This window comes from Pseudomonas sp. PB101, from assembly GCF_009764265.1.
GTDB lineage: Bacteria > Pseudomonadota > Gammaproteobacteria > Pseudomonadales > Pseudomonadaceae > Aquipseudomonas.
Genome location: NZ_RWIR01000018.1, coordinates 102426 through 118910, shown reverse-complemented (window position 1 = coordinate 118910; position 16485 = coordinate 102426). Strand labels below are relative to the sequence as shown.

Below are 16485 nucleotides of genomic sequence, written 5' to 3'. Positions count from 1 at the left end.
AAAAGCCGTCTGCTGATCTCGGCCTGTCGTGACAAGCTGAAGTAGCCCACTGGCGGACGTTGCGGGATGTCTGCTTTTGGCCGATTGCTGCCCGTCACGAGGGGCAGCAGTCGACCCATTACAGCCGGTCGTTTTGGAGGCAGCGGCGATCAAGAGCAGGTTTCAAGTCACGCTGAAAATGCCGGTTTCCCCAGTCTGCAAGTTGTACGCAAGCAATGCCTCTTGAAAGGCATCGGTACTGCAAACGATTTCACCGTCACTGTTCCAGATGGCAGACAGACCTGCTGCTATAAAGTTGTCGGTGGCACCTACATAATTTGCCATCAACACAGTCATGGAGAGCTTTTTAGCAATCGTCGGATAATGGCTGTATGCCGATGCAACGCCTCTCTCAGACTTTGCCACGCTTGCCAGATAGACCTGAGCGCCCGACTCTGCGGCTTGTTCGGCATGGCTTGATTGCAATGACTCGTAGCAAATGCCGGGTGCCAGGACAATACTTCCGCCAGCTTTGGTTCGTAACCGCTGAGAGAGTTCGGGAAAGAGCGCCAGATTGGCACCTTGGCGTGCAGCCAAGTGGATGAGATCAATGTGTTTAACGATGTTTTTTCAATTTCGCCGGGGCTACAGAGCGTTTGTTTAAAGGCGTTTAAGATTGCTTCATGCAAGCTACAAGACCTTGCGCCGTTGCCTACGGTTACGCCAGAATCCGCCGGCTTGTGCGCCTTGGGGACCATCGGTAACTTGAATCGTGTCACTGCCCATCAGTGATCGGGTTTAGTCGCCCGATGGTTTCACGAAGCGTATTTGCATCCAGACAGTCAGGTCATTTCATGCCTGCACTTCATGGTAGCTGTGCGCAGGGCGCCTTCGGGCGCGCCGGTTTCGTGTCTCCCCGGTCGACTAACCTGCGTACAGCTGCCACCCCCTTGTTTAGTCGCAAGTCGGTGATGGCTCCATTTTTTGGAGACAGAAATATGTTCAAGGTAACGCCAAACCCACCGGACGCCGATCCGGTCTCCCCACACGAAGCCGCCCTCGATTTTCACATCCCCTCGATTGCCGATATCAAAGCCACACCGCGCACACCCGGCACCCTGTTCTCCGTGGACCCGCAGGCGAGTTCCGAAACCTTGATGGTTTATCTGGTCGAAACCCTCGCGTCGGTCGATGTGATGGTCCATCAGTTGGTGGATCACCTGGACGGTGGGTCGCGCAATGCGCTGCTGGGGATTTCCAACAGCGTGATGCTGGCGGAGATCACGGCGAACCGGGTGCTGGATCAAATCGACCCGTAGGAGCGAGCTTGCTCGCGATGGAGGGTAACGATGACGCGGGAAACCGGACGCACCGTGGCGCCCTTGGGTTTTTCGCGAGCAAGCTCGCTCCTACAAGGGCCGGCAGGTGATTTTGGAGTGAAAGCAAAGGACCCGCCAGTGCGGCGGGTCCGAAGAGGTGTCACAGTTTCGGCAATTGGCCGATGCGGCCCATCATTTCGGTGACGATCTGCAAGTCCAGCAGGAACTGCCCGGTGGTCTTGAACTCGTTGTCGTTGTGCCCGGTGTATTTGACGTCCGGCATGGCCAGGCCGAATTGCACGCCGTTAGGCAGTTCATGCACGGACGTGGCGCCGGCCGAGGTGCCGAACTTGTGTTCCATGCCGAGGTTTTCGCTGGCCACCGCGAGCAGCGCCTTGACCCATTCACCCTCGGGGTTGCGGTACATCGGTTCGGCGATCGACAGCTCGAAGGTCGGTGCGATGCGGGTCTTCTTGCTCCAGGCGTCCAGCTTGCCGGCGATCTCCGACTTGAGCGCCTCAGGCGACTTACCCTTCGGCACGCGCAGGTTGACCGCGAGCTTGAAGGCTTTGTCGTCCATCCCGACATAGGTCAGGGAAGTGGTCAGCGGGCCCATGAACTCATCGGCAAAACCGACCCCCAACTTGCCACCCAGGTAATCCAGGCCCCAGTTGTCGGCGGCGTAGCGCGCGGCATCGGTGATGTGGTTGTGCTTGAGCGCCACCTTGCCGTCGAGGCCATTGATGAAATCGAGCATCCTGGCCACCGGGTTGACGCCGGATTCAGGTTCCGAGGAGTGCGCGGACACGCCGGTGACCGTCAACTTGACGTCCTTGCCGTCGACCTTGGCAGCCACCTCGAAGTTGCCGCCGTTGCGCTTGGCGTATTCGCTGCCGGCGGTTTGCAGGCTGGCGGCCAGTTCGGCGGGCTTGTCGGTCACCAGGGTCGCGACCGAGGTCGACGGAATCTGGTTGGTGGCCAGGCCGCCGGTCATCGAGATGATCTCTGCGCCTTTGCCCTCGCCAGCGCGCTTGGCGAAGCTGGCCATGACGGTGCCGTAGCCTTTCTCGGCGATCACCACCGGGTAGCCGCCATCGAGCGCCAGGTTGTAGTTGGGCGTCGGGTTGCGTTCGAAATAGTAGGGGATGGCGTCGCCCGTGGTCTCTTCGGTGGTGTCGACCAGCAACTTGAAGTTGCGCGCCAGCGGCAGCTTTTCTTCCTTGATGATTTTCATGGCATAGAGCGCCACCACGATGCCGTTCTTGTCGTCCTCGGTGCCGCGGCCATACATGCGATCGCCGATCAGGGTGACCTTGAACGGGTCGAGGCGGGTGCCGTCCTGCAGCACCCAGTTCTCCGGTGTCACCGGCACCACATCGGCGTGGGCGTGAATGCCCACGACTTCATCGCCGCTGCCTTCGAGGGAAATCTCGTAGACGCGATTGTCGATGTTGCGGAAGTTCAGGTTGAACGCCTGGGCGAGCCCCTTGATCTTCTCGGCAATCTTGATGAATTCAGGGTTGTCGTGCTGGGCCACCCCTTCCACGTTCACTGTCGGAATGGCTACCAGTTCCTTCAAGGTTTCGGTGGCCGCGCTGCCGTATTTCACCCGGGCATAAAGACCGAGCAAACGATGGATTTCGTTCTGCTGCTCGGCGGACAGCGTCTTGTTGTCGAGGAAGGCACCGATGGCCGCGCCGAGGTTGTCGGTCCTGGCGATATCGCTCTTGGCCAGGCTTGCGAGGAACTGCCTGAAATCCTTGACCGACGCATCATTGAAAGTCTTGAGGATGACCGCGCTCTGTTCTGGCGTGATGTTGGCTTGCGCAGCCGAGGTGAACGACGAAAGGCTGGCGAGCATGAGGGTGGTCGCAGCCAGGTGCTTGAGTGAAAAATCCATTGCTGGGGGCATTCCTTTGCAGGCAGGTTGTAAGAAATATCTGATCGCTTTGTCAGAAACATCTCAAAACTAACACCACGAGCCTGTGAAGCGGGAGCCCCTGAAGTGGGATCTGTCGCACAGAAACGCAAAAGCGGCGCAGAAACGAAAAACCGCCCATCAGTGCTTACATTCTGCCAGCACCACTTGGCAAGTGCTCGGCGTGCCACCCGATCGGCCGGCATAGCGGGCGCAATTGCTCAGGGATTTTTGCCGGGCCATGTTCAGGGTATCGCCCCAGGCAAGGCCACCTTCGCCGACCGTGGGGAGGGCTTTGGCATAGCAGGCCGAACCGATGTTCGACGCTGAATAACGCGCTGTGCTGGTTTTGCCTGAACACCCGCTGGTCAGCGCCAGATTGGCGGCGAGCAGGGATAGCAGGATCCAGGACGGACCACGGCACGCAATTGTTCCAGCCATCCGGGTTCCCCTGTATCGAGAGGCGTGCTCAAGGTCCTGCCTGTTCAGATTAGGCCCGATTGAGGACATCAGCCACCTCGGGGGGGGGTGTTGCTGCAATCAAGATAGTTATGTGTTTTTGGTATTAGTTCTATTCGATTGGGTCTATTCATTAATTAATAACCGGGCGGTAAGTTGCAACTCTGCGATAACAAGTCGAGAGCCACTCATGACCCGCGATTCCATCCGCAACTACGCGCACGCTGCAATCAAGGCGGGTACGCTCTGTGTCACCCTGACTGGCGGTGCACTGGTGGACGCCGAGGAGCGCAGCCCGCTGATGATCAAGGATCAGGGAAGCCTGATCGCCGGCGGGGGAATGATCACCCGGCCAGGGAGTTTTGATCCTTACAAACCGATGATGCCTGATGGCCAGACCTACCATGGCGACCATGTGTATGCGTTCTATCAGGTACCGGTCGACGCTCACCCGTTGCCCATCGTCATGTGGCATGGCGCGGGGCAATCCGCGAAGTCCTGGGAAACCACGGCCGATGGCCGGGAGGGTTTCCAGAACATCTTCCTGCGACGCGGTTTCTCCACTTACCTGATCGACCAGCCGCGCCGTGGCGATGCCGGGCGCAGCCTGGTGGAAACGACGATCAAGCCAGTGCCGGACGAGCAACTGTGGTTCAACCAGTTCCGTATCGGCCTGTGGCCCGAGACCTTCGAGGGCAGCCAGTTTCCCCGTGGACCGCAGGCTCTGGAGCAGTTCTTCCGTTCCATGACACCCAACACCGGCCCTTATGACATTGAAGTGGCCTCCGATGGCGTGTCCGCGCTGCTGGAAAAAACCGGGCCGGCCATCCTGTTCACTCATTCGCAGGGCGGTGGGCCCGGCTGGATGACGGCGATCAAGACTCAGAAAGTGCGGGGCATCGTGGCGTTCGAACCGGGAAGCAGCTTCGTGTTTCCCGAAGGCGAGGCGCCGGCGCCGATTCCCAGCGCGTTCGACACGCTCATCGCGCAGGTCGTATCGAAGGCGCAGTTCCAGGCGCTGACGCATATCCCCATCCTGATCATCTACGGCGACAACATCCCGGACAAACCGGTTCGATTGCCGGCACAGGACAGCTGGCGTGCCCGCCTTGAGATGGCCCGGCTGTGGCGAGACGCCGTGAACCGCCAGGGTGGAGACGTGCGGCTCGTTCACTTGCCGGAGATCGGCATCCGGGGCAACAGCCATTTTCCCTTTTCCGACCTGAACAACGTGCAGATCGCGGATCTGGTTTCGCAGTTTCTCACCGAGAAAAACCTCGATTGACAGCGCGCATGGCCATCGCTGCCACACACCTTTGGAAACAGCAATTGTCAGGAGGATTCACATGATGCGAACCACGCTGAAGGCCACGCTCATGGCCGCCATGATCGGCATGTCGGGGGCTGAAGTCGAGGCCGCCGACTACAAGCACAATCCCTACACCTTGACCTACGCTGGTGCGTTGGTGAAGAACGAGCCGGGCAAGGTCAACATCCACCCGGTCAGCTACAAGCTCAACGGTCTGGACATTGCCGCCAACGTCTATACCCCGGCCAATTATGATGCGGCGAAGCAGTATCCCGCCGTCGTCGTGGCGCACCCCAATGGCGGCGTGAAGGAACAAGTGGCGGGACTGTACGCCCAGCGTCTGGCGGACCAGGGCTACATCACCATCACGGCGGATGCGGCGTATCAGGGCGCCAGCGGTGGCGAGCCGCGCAACATCGACAAGCCCGCTTACCGCATCGAGGACATCCATGGCATGGCGGACTTCATCGCCAGCTTTCCCGGTGTCGACAGCACGCGCCTGGGCTTGCTCGGCATCTGCGGCGGCGGTGGTTATTCGTTGAAGGCCGCGCAGACCGACAAGCGCTTCCAGTCGATCGCGACCCTGAGCATGTTCAACTCCGGGCTGGTGCGCCGCAATGGGTACCAGGACTCGCAAGTGGCGACGATCCAGGAGCGTTTGCAACAGGCTTCAGCTGCCCGCGCTCAGGAAGCGGCGGGCGGGGAGGTGCGCTATGTCGGCGACGCCAAACTGACCGATGAGCAGATTGCCAGGCTGCCGTTCGATCTGTATCGGCAGGGGTTCGAGTATTACGGCAAGACCCACGCACACCCGAATTCGACCTTCCGTTATACCCAGAGCAGTCTTCTGGACCTGATGAGTTTCGATGCCACGGACCAGATCGAACTGATCGACAAGCCGTTGCTGATGATCGCCGGCAGCAAGGCCGACAGCCTGTACATGTCGGAGCAGGCGTTCGCCAAGGCCACCGGAACCCGGGACAAGAAACTGTTCACCATCGATGGCGCGACCCATATCGAAACCTATTGGGTGCCTGAGTATGTGGACGTCGCCATCGGCCAATTGAATGCGTTCTATGCCAGAACGCTGTGACTTGAAGGATTCGCCAATATGAAAAACACGCTTTTTGGCATCGCGGTGTGCGCCGCGGCTCCCTTCGCCGGTGCCGCCGATGCAGGCAGTATCAGTGAGCCCAGGGCCGCCCAGCAGATCAACCGTGCTGGCAGCCAGGCTTCGGTCGCAGGGCCCGGGGACTATTTCACCGGGCGGGTACGGGTCGATCCATTGTTTCCGGCCACCGGCGAGAACAATGCCTCCGGCGCCTACGTCACCTTCGAAGCGGGTGCACGTTCGGCCTGGCATACCCATCCCGCCGGTCAGCGCCTGGTGGTGACGTCCGGCGTCGGCCTGACGCAGGAGTGGGGCAAGCCCGTGCAGGAAATCCATCCGGGCGATGTGATTGTCTGCCCGCCGGGCGTCAAGCATTGGCACGGGGCCGCTCCGGCGAGCAGCATGACGCACCTGGCCGTGACCGGTTCGGTTGAGGGCAAAAGCGTGCAGTGGCTGGAGAAAGTCACCGATGCCCAGTACGACGCCCAACGTCCGGTGGTGCCGCAGACGGTGGTGCCGCCTGCCTCGCAGACATTGTCGGCCAAGCAGCAGGCCATCCCGTTGATTGCCGCCGCCATGGCCTCGAGCAATATTGCGCGGCTCAACGTCGCTCTGAACCAAGGCCTGGATGCCGGGCTGACGGTCAGCGAGGCCAAGGAAATCCTGGTGCAGCTCTACGCCTACAGCGGCTTTCCACGCAGCCTCAATGCCCTTGGCGAGTTGATGAAAGTGCTGGAGGCGCGAAAACTGCGCGGCGTTGAGGACGAGCCGGGGCGTGAGCCTGGTCGCGTCATTCCCGTCGGCGATGAGCTGCTGGCGCGGGGCAAGGCCAACCAGACGCGCATTGCCGGGGCGCCGGTGCAGGGGCCGCTGTTCGACTTCGTCCCTGTGATCAACCAGTACCTGCAAGCGCATTTGTTCGGTGACATTTTCGAGCGCGACAACCTCGACTGGCAAAGCCGGGAGCTGGCGACAGTCGCAGCGCTGGCTGCTACGCCGGGCGTGGAGTCCCAACTGCGCTCGCACATGGCCGCCAGCCTGCGGGTAGGGCTGAGTGTCGCGCAATTGCGTCAACTGACCCGGCTATTGGCCGATCAGGGCGATGCCGATGCGGCGAAACGCGCCGCCGAGGCGCTCGACACCACCCTGGCCAATCAGCCCGAATAGCGCAGGGCTTCGCGCAGCAAGGTAAAGGCCGGCGAGCTCTGGCGCCGGCTCGGGTAATAGAGGTGGTAGCCGGAGAACGGCTCGCACCAGTCCGCGAGCACGTGGATCAACCGGCCCTGCGCGACATGCTCCTGCACCAGGTCCTGCGGCATATAGGCCAGGCCCAACCCCTGAAGGGCGGCTTCCAGGCGCATGGCAATGTTGTTGAACACCAGTTGGCCTTCGACGCGGACTTTCAGTTCCTGGCCGTTCTTCTCGAATTCCCACAGATACAGCCCTCCGTAGGTCGGCATGCGCAGGGTGATGCAGTTGTGCTGCATCAGATCCATCGGGACAAGCGGTTTTGGATAGCGGGCGAAATACGCCGCAGAGCCGACCACCGCCATGCGCATGTCAGGGCCGATGCGCATCGCGATCATGTCCTTGGCGACCTGCTCACCCAATCGAACGCCGGCGTCGAAGCCTTCCGCGACGATATCGGTCAAGCCGTAGTCGACGATGATTTCGATGTTGAGATCGGGATTGTCCGGCAGCAATTTTGCGAGCACGGGGTGCAGAACGGTGATCGCCGAATGCTCGCCGGCGGTGATCCGCAGTTTGCCTGCGGGCTTGTCGCGGAATTCGCTGAGCAAGGCCAGTTCGCTGTCGATTTCTTCGAATCTGGGGGCGATCACTCGCAGCAGATGCTCACCGGCTTGCGTCGGTGAAACGCTGCGTGTGGTGCGAGCCAGCAACCTGACGCCCAGCCGATCCTCGAGCTGGCGCATGGCCCGGCTCAAGGCCGGCTGCGACATGCCCAGCCTGGCGGCGGCACGGGTGAAGCTGCGTTCCTGAGCCACGGCGGAGAAGATCGCCAGTTGATCGTAGCTTTCGACGGTCATTTATACGCACCTGTTATGAGCCGGTGCGATTATGCCATTCCTGTGACCCATCGTAGCGTTACAAACCACTGAACATACTGATGATCACGGCATTGACCAGGTCAATGAAAAAGCCACAGACCAGTGGCACGATCAGGAAGGCCTGGTGCGCCGCGCCGTACTTTTGCGTCACGGTCGACATGTTGACGATGGCCGTCGCGGTGGAGCCGAGGGCGATCCCGCCGAATCCAGACGCAATCACGCTGGCTTCGTAATCGCGCCCCATGCAGCGGAACACCACAAAGTACGTATAGAGGACCGTCAGCAGGATCTGCAGGGTCAATGCGCACAGGATGAACATCAAGGCGCCGCTCAGTTGCCATAGCTGAAGCCCCATCAGGGCCATGGTCAGGAACATGCCCAGGCAGATGTCGGAGATCAGCGACAGACCCAGGCTGGCGCCGCTCCAGCTTTTCAGGCGTTGATCGCCCACAAACGCCAGTACCAGGTGGTGAATGACGATACCCGCGAACAGGCAGCTGACAAACTTGGGCAGGGTGACGCCGGCATCGACCAGCAGCAGATTCAGCCCATAACCGAGCATCAGGGTCAGGTTGAGCCACATCCACGCCCAGAGCACATCGTAGTAATCCAGTGCCTTGCCCGGTTGTTGCTCGAGAATGCCGACCTCCAGTTCCGCATCCCGGGACGGCGTCAGTTGATAGCGCCGTATCAGCCGGTTGGCGATCGGGCCGCCGATGACGCAGGCGGCAATCAGGCCGACGGTGTTGCTGGCGATGCCCAGTTCGTGCGCGTTGCCGATGCCCAGCTTATCGACGAAAAGCGGTGCCCAGGCCAGGGTGGTGCCCACTCCGCCGGTGAGGGAAATGGAGCCCACCATCAAGCCGGCCTTGGGATCGAGTCCAAACGCCTGGGCCACACCCATGCCCAGCGAGTTCTGCAGGAGAATGAACACAGCGGCGAGCACCAGCAGGATCAGCAGCGGGCGGCCACCCTTGAGCAGTTGGCGCATGTCCGATTTCAAGCCGATGCCGGCGAAGAAATACAGCAGCAGGGTGTCGCGTACCTGTAGATCGAATTCGATCTGGATATTCAGGCCGAAGTAGAGCAAGGACGTCACGGCCGCACAGACGAAGCCGCCAACGACCGATTCGGGAATACAGTATTGACGCAGAAAGGTGTTGTGCTGGACGAGGGTCTTGCCGAGGAAAAGCAGGAGGATGGCGAGGGTGAAGCTCACGAGGCCGTGAACCTGGAAGAGCTGTGAAGTCATTTAAGGCCTACCTGGAAAACTGAAAAATCATTATCAGGATTCGCACATTCAATATATGGACCTGTATCAATGAACGGTCGATACAGGCCTGTGCCGCAATCACCAGGTACATTTGCGTGCCGGGAGTGATGACAGCCTAGCCTAAACGGCCAAGTCGTCATCACGCTCCCGATGGCCAATCAAACGACGGACTTCAGCGCTTGATCAGGGAAATCTTCGTTCCCTCGATACTGACACCCGCCATCAGCCCTTGCTGGTCGAAGATGAACGCGTAGGCGTCATCTTTCAGCGTCGAGCTGGACAGGTTCTTCGCAACCCCTTCGTCAACCACGACGACCGTTGGCCCCACACCGATTTCCCAGCCCTTGGTTTCGGCCACGTATTTCACGGCTTTATCGGTCATCAGGAAAACCACATAGCCGTACGACTGGGCGCCGGCCTGCAGCCCCCAGGAACCGCTGACGGAGTTGTAGTAGTTCTCGACTTTGCTGCCTTTCATCAGGACGCCTTCACCGTAGCTGCCACCGAACACGAGACCCGCCTTGATGATTTTCGGGAACACCAGCACCGCCTTGGCTTCGTGCGAGATGGTTTCGGAAAAAGGATTGGTCTTGTACAGCGATTGCAAGGCTTGTCGAGCATCGGCGTTGAGATCCTCGGCGGTGGCCGCTGCTGCATTGTTCAGTAAACCGGCCGATGCCAATGCTGCGGTCGCGAGGAAGAACGAGAGGAACAAGCGTATTGATCGAGTCATTTGGTACTCCGCTGAGGGAGCATTGGACGAGAGCAGCAAGCACCTGCGTCAGGCAGGAACCGAACCCGCTGAGGTTATCCGTCGCACCCTGAAATGTGTGAATTGCAAGCAGCGCTCCTGAATGAAGTGGGTTGGCGACCAACCTGTCATTTGCGATGCCATCACCTGTTATGACCACTGCGTGATGGCCGTGTTCGTTCGCCAGGACACAGATAACGCAATACCTGCCGGCGATGAACCCAAGTGCGCCGGTTTTATCCGGTTCACGCCCACCTGTAGGAGCCGGCTTGCCGGCGATGGACTCAAGTGCGCCGCGTTTATCCAGGTTACGCGCGTTATCGTTAACGACCATCGCCAGCAGGCTGGCTCCTACAAGGGAAGTCTTAACTGTTTCCGAATGTTTCCTCGGGGCGCCGGGAGATGGCGGCTTTTCTGAACCTCCGGCCCTGGAGCTCAGGAGCTAGCCATGTTGCCGCCTTCCAGGGGTGAAAAAGACGCCAGAACACGCGCCTGCATTCACGATAAACGGTGAGCCAAAATGGCGCACTTGTGCCCCCTCGGGTTTGTCTAACTTGCCTCAACCCGCTGTAACGCAGTTAACGCTTACCATTTCCTTTAATGGAGGGTAGTACCATGGCTGTTATCAATGGGACTGAACAAGGCGACTTCATATTCGGCAACCCGGAGGCTGATCAGATCTTCGGTCTCGGCGGCGACGACTTTATCCTGGGTGACGGAGGCAACGACACAGTAGAGGGTGGCGATGGCAACGATGAACTTTCCGGTGGCGACGGCAACGATCTGCTTCGCGGTGGCGCCGGACTCGACAGCCTCACGGGCAATGTCGGTGCCGATACCCTGACCGGGGGGGCTGACAACGATTCTTTCAACTGGTTTATCGGCAATGGCGCGGACTCCACGTCCCTGGCCCGCGACACGGTGACCGACTTCCAGGGTGCCGGCGTTGCCGGAGGTGACAACCTGCTTCTCACCGCGAGCAACCGGATGGTTTTCGAGGGGGCTCGCACCACGGTGCCGACGCTGGGTGCTTCGCTCGGTTTCGGCGGCAATGGCTTCACCGAGGTCTTCTATGTCGCAGGTGCCGCCAGCACGCTACTATTCGCGGACTCCAATGACAACGGCGTGTTTGACGCTACGGACTTCTCTGTACAACTGACGGGCCGGCACAACCTCGTAAAAGCCGATTTCGGCACCACGACCTTTGTCGTGCGTGGCACCGAAGGCAATGACGTGATCAACGGCACCGCAGAGGTCGACAGGATCTTCGCGCTCGGTGGCAACGATGTGATTAACGCTGGCAACGGCAATGACATCGTCGACGGCGGCGCCGGCAACGACATCCTGAACGGTGGCGCGGGCAACGATCTGCTTACCGGTGGGCTGGGCAATGACATCCTCAACGGTGGCGACGACCGCGATAGCATCACGGGCAACGACGGCGCCGACATCATTGACGGTGGTGCCGGTAATGACTCGCTGCTTGCCGGCGGCAACGGCAATGACATAGTGAGTGGCGGTGCAGGCAACGACACGCTGGACGGCGATGCCGGCAACGACCAGTTGTTCGGCGGCATCGGTAACGATGACCTGTTCGGTGAAGACGGCAACGACCAGATGTTTGGCGAGGACGGCGACGACGAACTGTTTGGCGATGCCGGTAACGACCAGTTGTTCGGCGGCAATGGTGACGACACGCTCGAAGGCGACGCCGGGGCGGACCAATTGAATGGCGGGGCCGGCAATGACGAGTTCGAGTTCTTCCTTGGCTCGTTCAACCCGAACACACCTTTCGCGACCTTCGATACCGTCCAGGACTTCCAGGGCGCAGGCGTGGCCGGGGGCGATACGCTCGAGCTGTTCGATGAGTTCGTATTTCGTGGCCAGGTCACGCTCAATCCACAGTTGGGCGCGGTACTGGTCGGCGGCGGCAACGGCATCACCGATCTGCTCTACACGGTCCGCCAGGGCAACACCTGGCTGATCGCGGACGAGGATGACAACGGCCGGCTCGACAGCACCGACTTCACGGTGAAGTTCCTCGGCGTCAAGAACTTCACGGTGGGCGACTTCGGTAACAATACCGAATTCGTCACGGCGGGCACCGACGGCAACGACATCATCGTCGGCACTGATGGCGACGACAAGATCTTCGGCCTCGGCGGCAACGACCAGTTGTTCGGCCAGGCAGGGGAGGACCTGCTCGATGGCGGTACGGGTGACGACGTGCTGCTCAGCGGCACGGGCCTGGACAATCTGTTCGGCGGCGAGGGTAACGACACGCTCACCATCGAGGATTTCGGCAGTGCCTTCGGCGGTGCCGGCAATGACCTGGTGATCGGCAGCAGCGCCGAGTTCGCCTTCCAGACGACCCTCGAGGGAAATGAAGGCAACGACACACTGCAATCGGGCAGCGCAGGCGCCTTCATGATCGGTGGCACGGGGGATGACCGGCTGGTAGGCAGCGCGGCGGATGACTTCATGGTCGGCAGCCTGCAGTTCGAACCCGGCCTCGATGCGGACAGGTTCCAGTTCGGGGCCCTCTGGGGAACGGACACCATCGCCGACTTCGAGGATGGGACAGACCTGATCGACCTGAGCACCAGCGGTTTGACCTTCGCCAATCTCACCATCGCAGAACAGTTCGGCGAGGCCGTCATCAGCGTCACTGGCCAGCCGGATGTGGGAACCATCACCTTGAGCGGCGTGGCACAGGCCAGCATCGGCGAAGCGGATTTCGCCTTTACCTGAGTGAACGACGTATGCTCACGCCAGGTGATGGCGTGAGCATGCCTCAGGCGCGGTTGCAGAGGTACCGCACGCCCCTTCAAGTGCCAGGGAGACATCATGACGGTCAAGCGTATGGACAACATCGGCATCGTTGTAGAGGACATCGACGCTGCCATCGGATTTTTCACCGAGCTGGGCCTTGAGCTCGAGGGCCGCGCGCCAATCGAAGGCGAGTGGGCCGATGGCGTCACAGGATTGCACGACATGCGCGTCGAGATTGCCATGATGCGCACGCCGGACGGTCACAGCCGGCTCGAGATATCCCGGTTTCTGGCACCCCCCGTGATCGCCGATCACCGCAACGCCCCGGTGAACGCCCTCGGATACCTGCGCGTGATGTTCACCGTGGAGGACATCGACGACACACTCGCCCGGCTGCAAAAGCGCGGCGCACAGCTCGTCGGCAAAGTGGCCCGCTACGAAGATGCCTATCGTCTCTGCTACATCCGGGGTCCCGAGGGAATACTCATCGGACTGGCCCAGGAGCTAGGGCAGCTTGTCGGGTCGCCGCATCGCAGCGATGGTCGTCAACGATAACGCGTGTAATCCGGATAAACGCGGCGCACCTGAGTCCATCGCCGGCAAGCCGGCTCCTACAGGTATTGCGTGTTTCGACCAGCACGCGGTCCCTTGTAGGAGCTGGCTTGCCAGCGATGGTCGTCAACGATAACGCGTGTAACCCGGATAAACGCGGCGTACCTGAATCCATCGCCAGCAAGCCGGCTCCTACAGGTATGGCGTGTTTCGATCCGGACGCGGTCCCTTGTAGGAGCTGGCTTGCCAGCGATGGTCGTCAACGATAACGCGTGTAACCCGGATAAACGCGGCGCACCTGAATCCATCGCCGGCAAGCCGGCTCCTACGGGGGCCCGCAACATTCCCACCTGCACCGCCCCCAGGCTGCCACCGCCAGCGAATACGCTTGCGGTCTTGCTCGCCATGACGGAAGTCTCTGTGCGCCAATGTCTCGAACAAGTGTCGCTGGCGGGTCGGCAAGGCCCTCTTGCCGGAAACGGATTCCGGCTCGATGGGGGTCAGAATGTCGGGGTGTACTTCACGCTGAACATCACGTTGCGCGGTTCGCCATAGTTGTTGTTGCCATTGATCTGGTTGTAGGCCGCAGTGAAGTACGTCTTGTCAAACAGGTTGTTGGCGTTCATCGCCAGCTCGATTTCCGACGTGAGCTGGTAGCCGAGACGGGCATTCCATACGGCGTAACCCGGTACGTTGACGGCGTGGTCGTAACCCAGCGTGTGGGTTTGGGCGGTGAAGCCCAGACCGGTGCTCACACGGTTCCAGTCGCCGCTGAACTGGTAGTTGCCCCACACGCGCAGCATGTGTTTGGGCGTCCACCAACTGAAGACTTTGCCTTCATTGTCCGGGTCCTTGAGGTACTTGGTGGTGTTGTAGGTGTAACCGGCGAACAGTTGCAGGTTGTCGATCACTTCACCGCTGATTTCCGCGTCGAGGCCCTGGCTGCGCACTTTGCCCGAGGCCTTCGAGCAGTACCAACCGTTACAGGATTGCTCACCCTCTGTATCGAGAGTGGCGCGGTTTTCCTGGTCGTAACGGAACAAGGCCAGGGACGTATTGACCCGACCATCGAGCAACTCGCCCTTGAGGCCGATTTCGTAGTTGGTGCCGATAATCGGTTTGAGCACCGAGCCGCCCGTGTCGCGTTCGGTTTGCGGTGTGAACACGTCGGTGTAGCTGGCATAGACCGCCCATTCGCGGCTCAGGTCATAGACGATGCCGGCGTAGGGCGTCACTTCGCCGTTTTCGTTGCTGGTGCTTTCAGGGTCGGCGGTCATGCTGGTCGCGTTCTGCCTCCACGATGTGTAGCTGTAGTCGTACCAACTGACCCGCGAGCCGAGCACCAGGGTCAGCGGATCGATCGGCTTGACTCGCCAGCTGCCATACAGGCCTTTCTGGCGGATGTCATATTTGCTCTGAGTGCCGAATCCACCGGAGTCGAGCAAGCCTTCGTAACTGATCTCCGGACGGTCGTGATCAATGTCGAAGATATTGTCGGTGCCGTCATTGAAGGTCCGGGCGAATTTGTCGTCTGACCTGTACTTGGAATAGTTGCCGCCCACCATGATTTCCTGCTGCATGGACAAGGCTTCGAACTTGCCATTGAGGTTCATGTCCAGGCCGATCTTGGTGGAGTCCAGGTCTGTCACGAAGTCGGCGTACTCCACGCCGGTACCATCGGGCTCGATGCCGTTGTCGATGGTTTGCACCCGCTGGTTCTTCGCTTTGTTGGTTTCCGTCATGCGCACGGCGCCGGCCTTGAGGGCCCATTCGTCATTGAAACGGTGTTCCAGGTCGGTGTAGAGGGTGGTGACATCGATGTCCGAATGGTTCCACTTCGCACCGGTGTAGGTCTTGCGCGGCAGGTCGATCGGTTTGCCGTCAGCGTAGCGCGGGAAGCCGCGGACGTTCGAGCGCGATTCGCCGTCGGACTGGCTGACCGCAAAACCCAGGGTGGTGTCTTCACGCAGATCGAAGTCCAGCGCGCCGTACAGCGAAGTGGTCTTGTACCATTCGGAATCGATGAAGGAGTGGCTGTCGTCTTGGTCGGCAATGAAGCGTCCACGGACGGTGCCGCTCTGGTTCAGCGGCCCGCCGGCGTCCAGTTGCAGGCCGTAGTGATCCCAGGAGCCGGCCTTGCCGGTGAGGGTCACTGTCGGTGTGGCCTGGCCGCGTTTGCGCACCAGGTTGACCGCGCCGCCAGGGCTGCCGGTGCCTTGCAGCAGACCGGATGCGCCACGCAGTACTTCCATGCGATCGAAGAAGATCATGTCCTGCGTGGCCCAGTTGCCCAGCGCGTAGGTGTTGCGCGGAATCGGCACGCCGTCGTATTGCCAGTCATCGATCTGGAAACCGCGGGAACTGAGGATCAAGCCTCGGCCGACGCCTTGGGCCCCGACCAGGCCGGTGGTCTTGTTGGCCGCGTCCTTGAGATCGACAATATCCTGATCGTCCATCTGCTTGCGGGTCATCACCGTGACCGACTGCGGAATTTCCTTGAGGGTGTGGGTGCCTTTGCCGATGGTCACTGCCCGCGCGGCATAGGAACCCAAGCCTTCGGTAGTGGCGTCGGTGTTGCGTTCAACGATGTTGGTGACACCCAATTGCAGTGCCGCGCCGCTCTGCGGAGCCGGTTCAACGCTGAAGTTGCCTTGATCCGTCACGCGCAACTGCAAGTCGCTGCCCGATAGAGCCCTCTGCATCGCTTGCTCGGCCGACATCTGGCCGATCACCGATGGCGCCTGTTTGCCCTGCACCAGCGCTGGCTCCAGCGAGATGATTTGCCCGCTCTGGCCGGCGATCGCATTAAGCGTGCCGGCGAGTGGGCCGGCCGGCAGATTGAAGGTCAGGTTTTGCGCCAGGGCAGGGGTCGCCAGGGTTGCCAGGGCAACGGCGGCGGAAAGGGCGTGGGGCCATGTGTTGAACACAACATTCTCCTGTTTGTTTGGAAGTGTCAGGAGATAGGTGGGATGA

Annotated in this window: 13 protein-coding genes and 1 pseudogene; 6 read left to right on the top strand and 8 right to left on the bottom strand. The window is 60.4% G+C overall.

Annotated features, from left to right (window positions below):
* Positions 1 to 162: 162 nt before the first annotated feature.
* Positions 163 to 576, bottom strand: a complete 414-nt coding sequence (locus tag EI969_RS05490; RefSeq protein ID WP_178120561.1) for a nitrilase-related carbon-nitrogen hydrolase — start codon at positions 574 to 576, stop codon at positions 163 to 165.
* A gap of 401 nt (positions 577 to 977) precedes the next feature.
* On the opposite strand from EI969_RS05490, the gene EI969_RS05485 reads away from it, so the two are divergent.
* A complete protein-coding gene (locus tag EI969_RS05485; protein ID WP_160386321.1) occupies positions 978 to 1298 on the top strand; it encodes a DUF6124 family protein in 321 nt (106 codons plus the stop codon).
* A 160-nt stretch (positions 1299 to 1458) separates the two neighbouring features.
* Here the strand turns inward: EI969_RS05485 and EI969_RS05480 are convergent, their stop codons facing one another.
* Together EI969_RS05480 and EI969_RS05475 are read right to left on the bottom strand one after the other, a co-directional pair.
* On the bottom strand, positions 1459 to 3198 hold the full coding sequence (locus tag EI969_RS05480) for a dipeptidase (RefSeq protein ID WP_160386319.1): 1740 nt from the start codon (positions 3196 to 3198) through the stop codon (positions 1459 to 1461).
* A 159-nt stretch (positions 3199 to 3357) separates the two neighbouring features.
* Positions 3358 to 3657 carry a hypothetical protein gene (locus EI969_RS05475; RefSeq protein ID WP_160386317.1) on the bottom strand — a complete coding sequence of 100 codons (300 nt, stop codon included), beginning with the start codon at positions 3655 to 3657 and terminating at the stop codon, positions 3358 to 3360.
* Positions 3658 to 3865: 208 nt separating this feature from the next.
* On the opposite strand from EI969_RS05475, the gene EI969_RS05470 reads away from it, so the two are divergent.
* The 3 genes from EI969_RS05470 to EI969_RS05460 all read left to right on the top strand — a co-directional run bounded on the left by EI969_RS05470 (position 3866) and on the right by EI969_RS05460 (position 7262).
* Complete coding sequence (locus tag EI969_RS05470) at positions 3866 to 4960, top strand: alpha/beta fold hydrolase (RefSeq protein WP_160386315.1); 1095 nt, start codon at positions 3866 to 3868, stop codon at positions 4958 to 4960.
* A 61-nt stretch (positions 4961 to 5021) separates the two neighbouring features.
* Positions 5022 to 6077 carry an alpha/beta hydrolase gene (locus EI969_RS05465; RefSeq protein WP_160386313.1) on the top strand — a complete coding sequence of 352 codons (1056 nt, stop codon included), beginning with the start codon at positions 5022 to 5024 and terminating at the stop codon, positions 6075 to 6077.
* Between the two features lie 18 nt (positions 6078 to 6095).
* Positions 6096 to 7262 carry a carboxymuconolactone decarboxylase family protein gene (locus EI969_RS05460; RefSeq protein WP_160386311.1) on the top strand — a complete coding sequence of 389 codons (1167 nt, stop codon included), beginning with the start codon at positions 6096 to 6098 and terminating at the stop codon, positions 7260 to 7262.
* Here EI969_RS05460 and EI969_RS05455 read toward each other — a convergent pair.
* The 3 genes from EI969_RS05455 to EI969_RS05445 all read right to left on the bottom strand — a co-directional run bounded on the left by EI969_RS05455 (position 7250) and on the right by EI969_RS05445 (position 10170).
* Complete coding sequence (locus EI969_RS05455; protein WP_160386309.1) at positions 7250 to 8143, bottom strand: LysR family transcriptional regulator; 894 nt, start codon at positions 8141 to 8143, stop codon at positions 7250 to 7252. The two genes, EI969_RS05460 and EI969_RS05455, sit on opposite strands and share 13 nt — an antisense overlap.
* A 58-nt stretch (positions 8144 to 8201) precedes the next feature.
* Positions 8202 to 9416 carry a sodium/glutamate symporter gene (gltS, locus tag EI969_RS05450; protein ID WP_160386306.1) on the bottom strand — a complete coding sequence of 405 codons (1215 nt, stop codon included), beginning with the start codon at positions 9414 to 9416 and terminating at the stop codon, positions 8202 to 8204.
* Between the two features lie 193 nt (positions 9417 to 9609).
* Positions 9610 to 10170 (bottom strand): YSC84-related protein, encoded by a 561-nt coding sequence (locus EI969_RS05445; protein WP_160386304.1) that lies wholly within the window; start codon positions 10168 to 10170, stop codon positions 9610 to 9612.
* Positions 10171 to 10803: 633 nt separating this feature from the next.
* Here EI969_RS05445 and EI969_RS30760 point away from each other — a divergent pair.
* Positions 10804 to 12939 carry a calcium-binding protein gene (locus EI969_RS30760; RefSeq protein WP_160386302.1) on the top strand — a complete coding sequence of 712 codons (2136 nt, stop codon included), beginning with the start codon at positions 10804 to 10806 and terminating at the stop codon, positions 12937 to 12939.
* Between the two features lie 96 nt (positions 12940 to 13035).
* Entirely contained in the window at positions 13036 to 13515 is a 480-nt protein-coding gene (locus tag EI969_RS05435; protein ID WP_160386300.1) for a VOC family protein, read from the top strand.
* 311 nt (positions 13516 to 13826) lie between these two features.
* Here the strand turns inward: EI969_RS05435 and EI969_RS30410 are convergent.
* Both EI969_RS30410 and EI969_RS05430 read right to left on the bottom strand, forming a co-directional pair.
* A pseudogene (locus EI969_RS30410) lies at positions 13827 to 13919 on the bottom strand (patatin-like phospholipase family protein); the annotation flags it as partial.
* A 93-nt stretch (positions 13920 to 14012) separates the two neighbouring features.
* Positions 14013 to 16439 (bottom strand): TonB-dependent receptor, encoded by a 2427-nt coding sequence (locus EI969_RS05430; RefSeq protein WP_160386298.1) that lies wholly within the window; start codon positions 16437 to 16439, stop codon positions 14013 to 14015.
* Between the last annotated feature and the right edge of the window lie 46 nt (positions 16440 to 16485).

What these genes read in the sequence shown, in the direction of transcription:
- EI969_RS05485 (WP_160386321.1), top strand. Translation starts at nt 978, where the DNA reads ATGTTCAAGGTAACGCCAAACCCACCGGACGCCGATCCGGTCTCCCCA.
- EI969_RS05480 (WP_160386319.1), bottom strand. Translation starts at nt 3,198, where the DNA reads ATGGATTTTTCACTCAAGCACCTGGCTGCGACCACCCTCATGCTCGCC.
- EI969_RS05475 (WP_160386317.1), bottom strand. Translation starts at nt 3,657, where the DNA reads ATGGCTGGAACAATTGCGTGCCGTGGTCCGTCCTGGATCCTGCTATCC.
- EI969_RS05470 (WP_160386315.1), top strand. Translation starts at nt 3,866, where the DNA reads ATGACCCGCGATTCCATCCGCAACTACGCGCACGCTGCAATCAAGGCG.
- EI969_RS05465 (WP_160386313.1), top strand. Translation starts at nt 5,022, where the DNA reads ATGATGCGAACCACGCTGAAGGCCACGCTCATGGCCGCCATGATCGGC.
- EI969_RS05460 (WP_160386311.1), top strand. Translation starts at nt 6,096, where the DNA reads ATGAAAAACACGCTTTTTGGCATCGCGGTGTGCGCCGCGGCTCCCTTC.
- EI969_RS05455 (WP_160386309.1), bottom strand. Translation starts at nt 8,143, where the DNA reads ATGACCGTCGAAAGCTACGATCAACTGGCGATCTTCTCCGCCGTGGCT.
- gltS (WP_160386306.1), bottom strand. Translation starts at nt 9,416, where the DNA reads ATGACTTCACAGCTCTTCCAGGTTCACGGCCTCGTGAGCTTCACCCTC.
- EI969_RS05445 (WP_160386304.1), bottom strand. Translation starts at nt 10,170, where the DNA reads ATGACTCGATCAATACGCTTGTTCCTCTCGTTCTTCCTCGCGACCGCA.
- EI969_RS30760 (WP_160386302.1), top strand. Translation starts at nt 10,804, where the DNA reads ATGGCTGTTATCAATGGGACTGAACAAGGCGACTTCATATTCGGCAAC.
- EI969_RS05435 (WP_160386300.1), top strand. Translation starts at nt 13,036, where the DNA reads ATGACGGTCAAGCGTATGGACAACATCGGCATCGTTGTAGAGGACATC.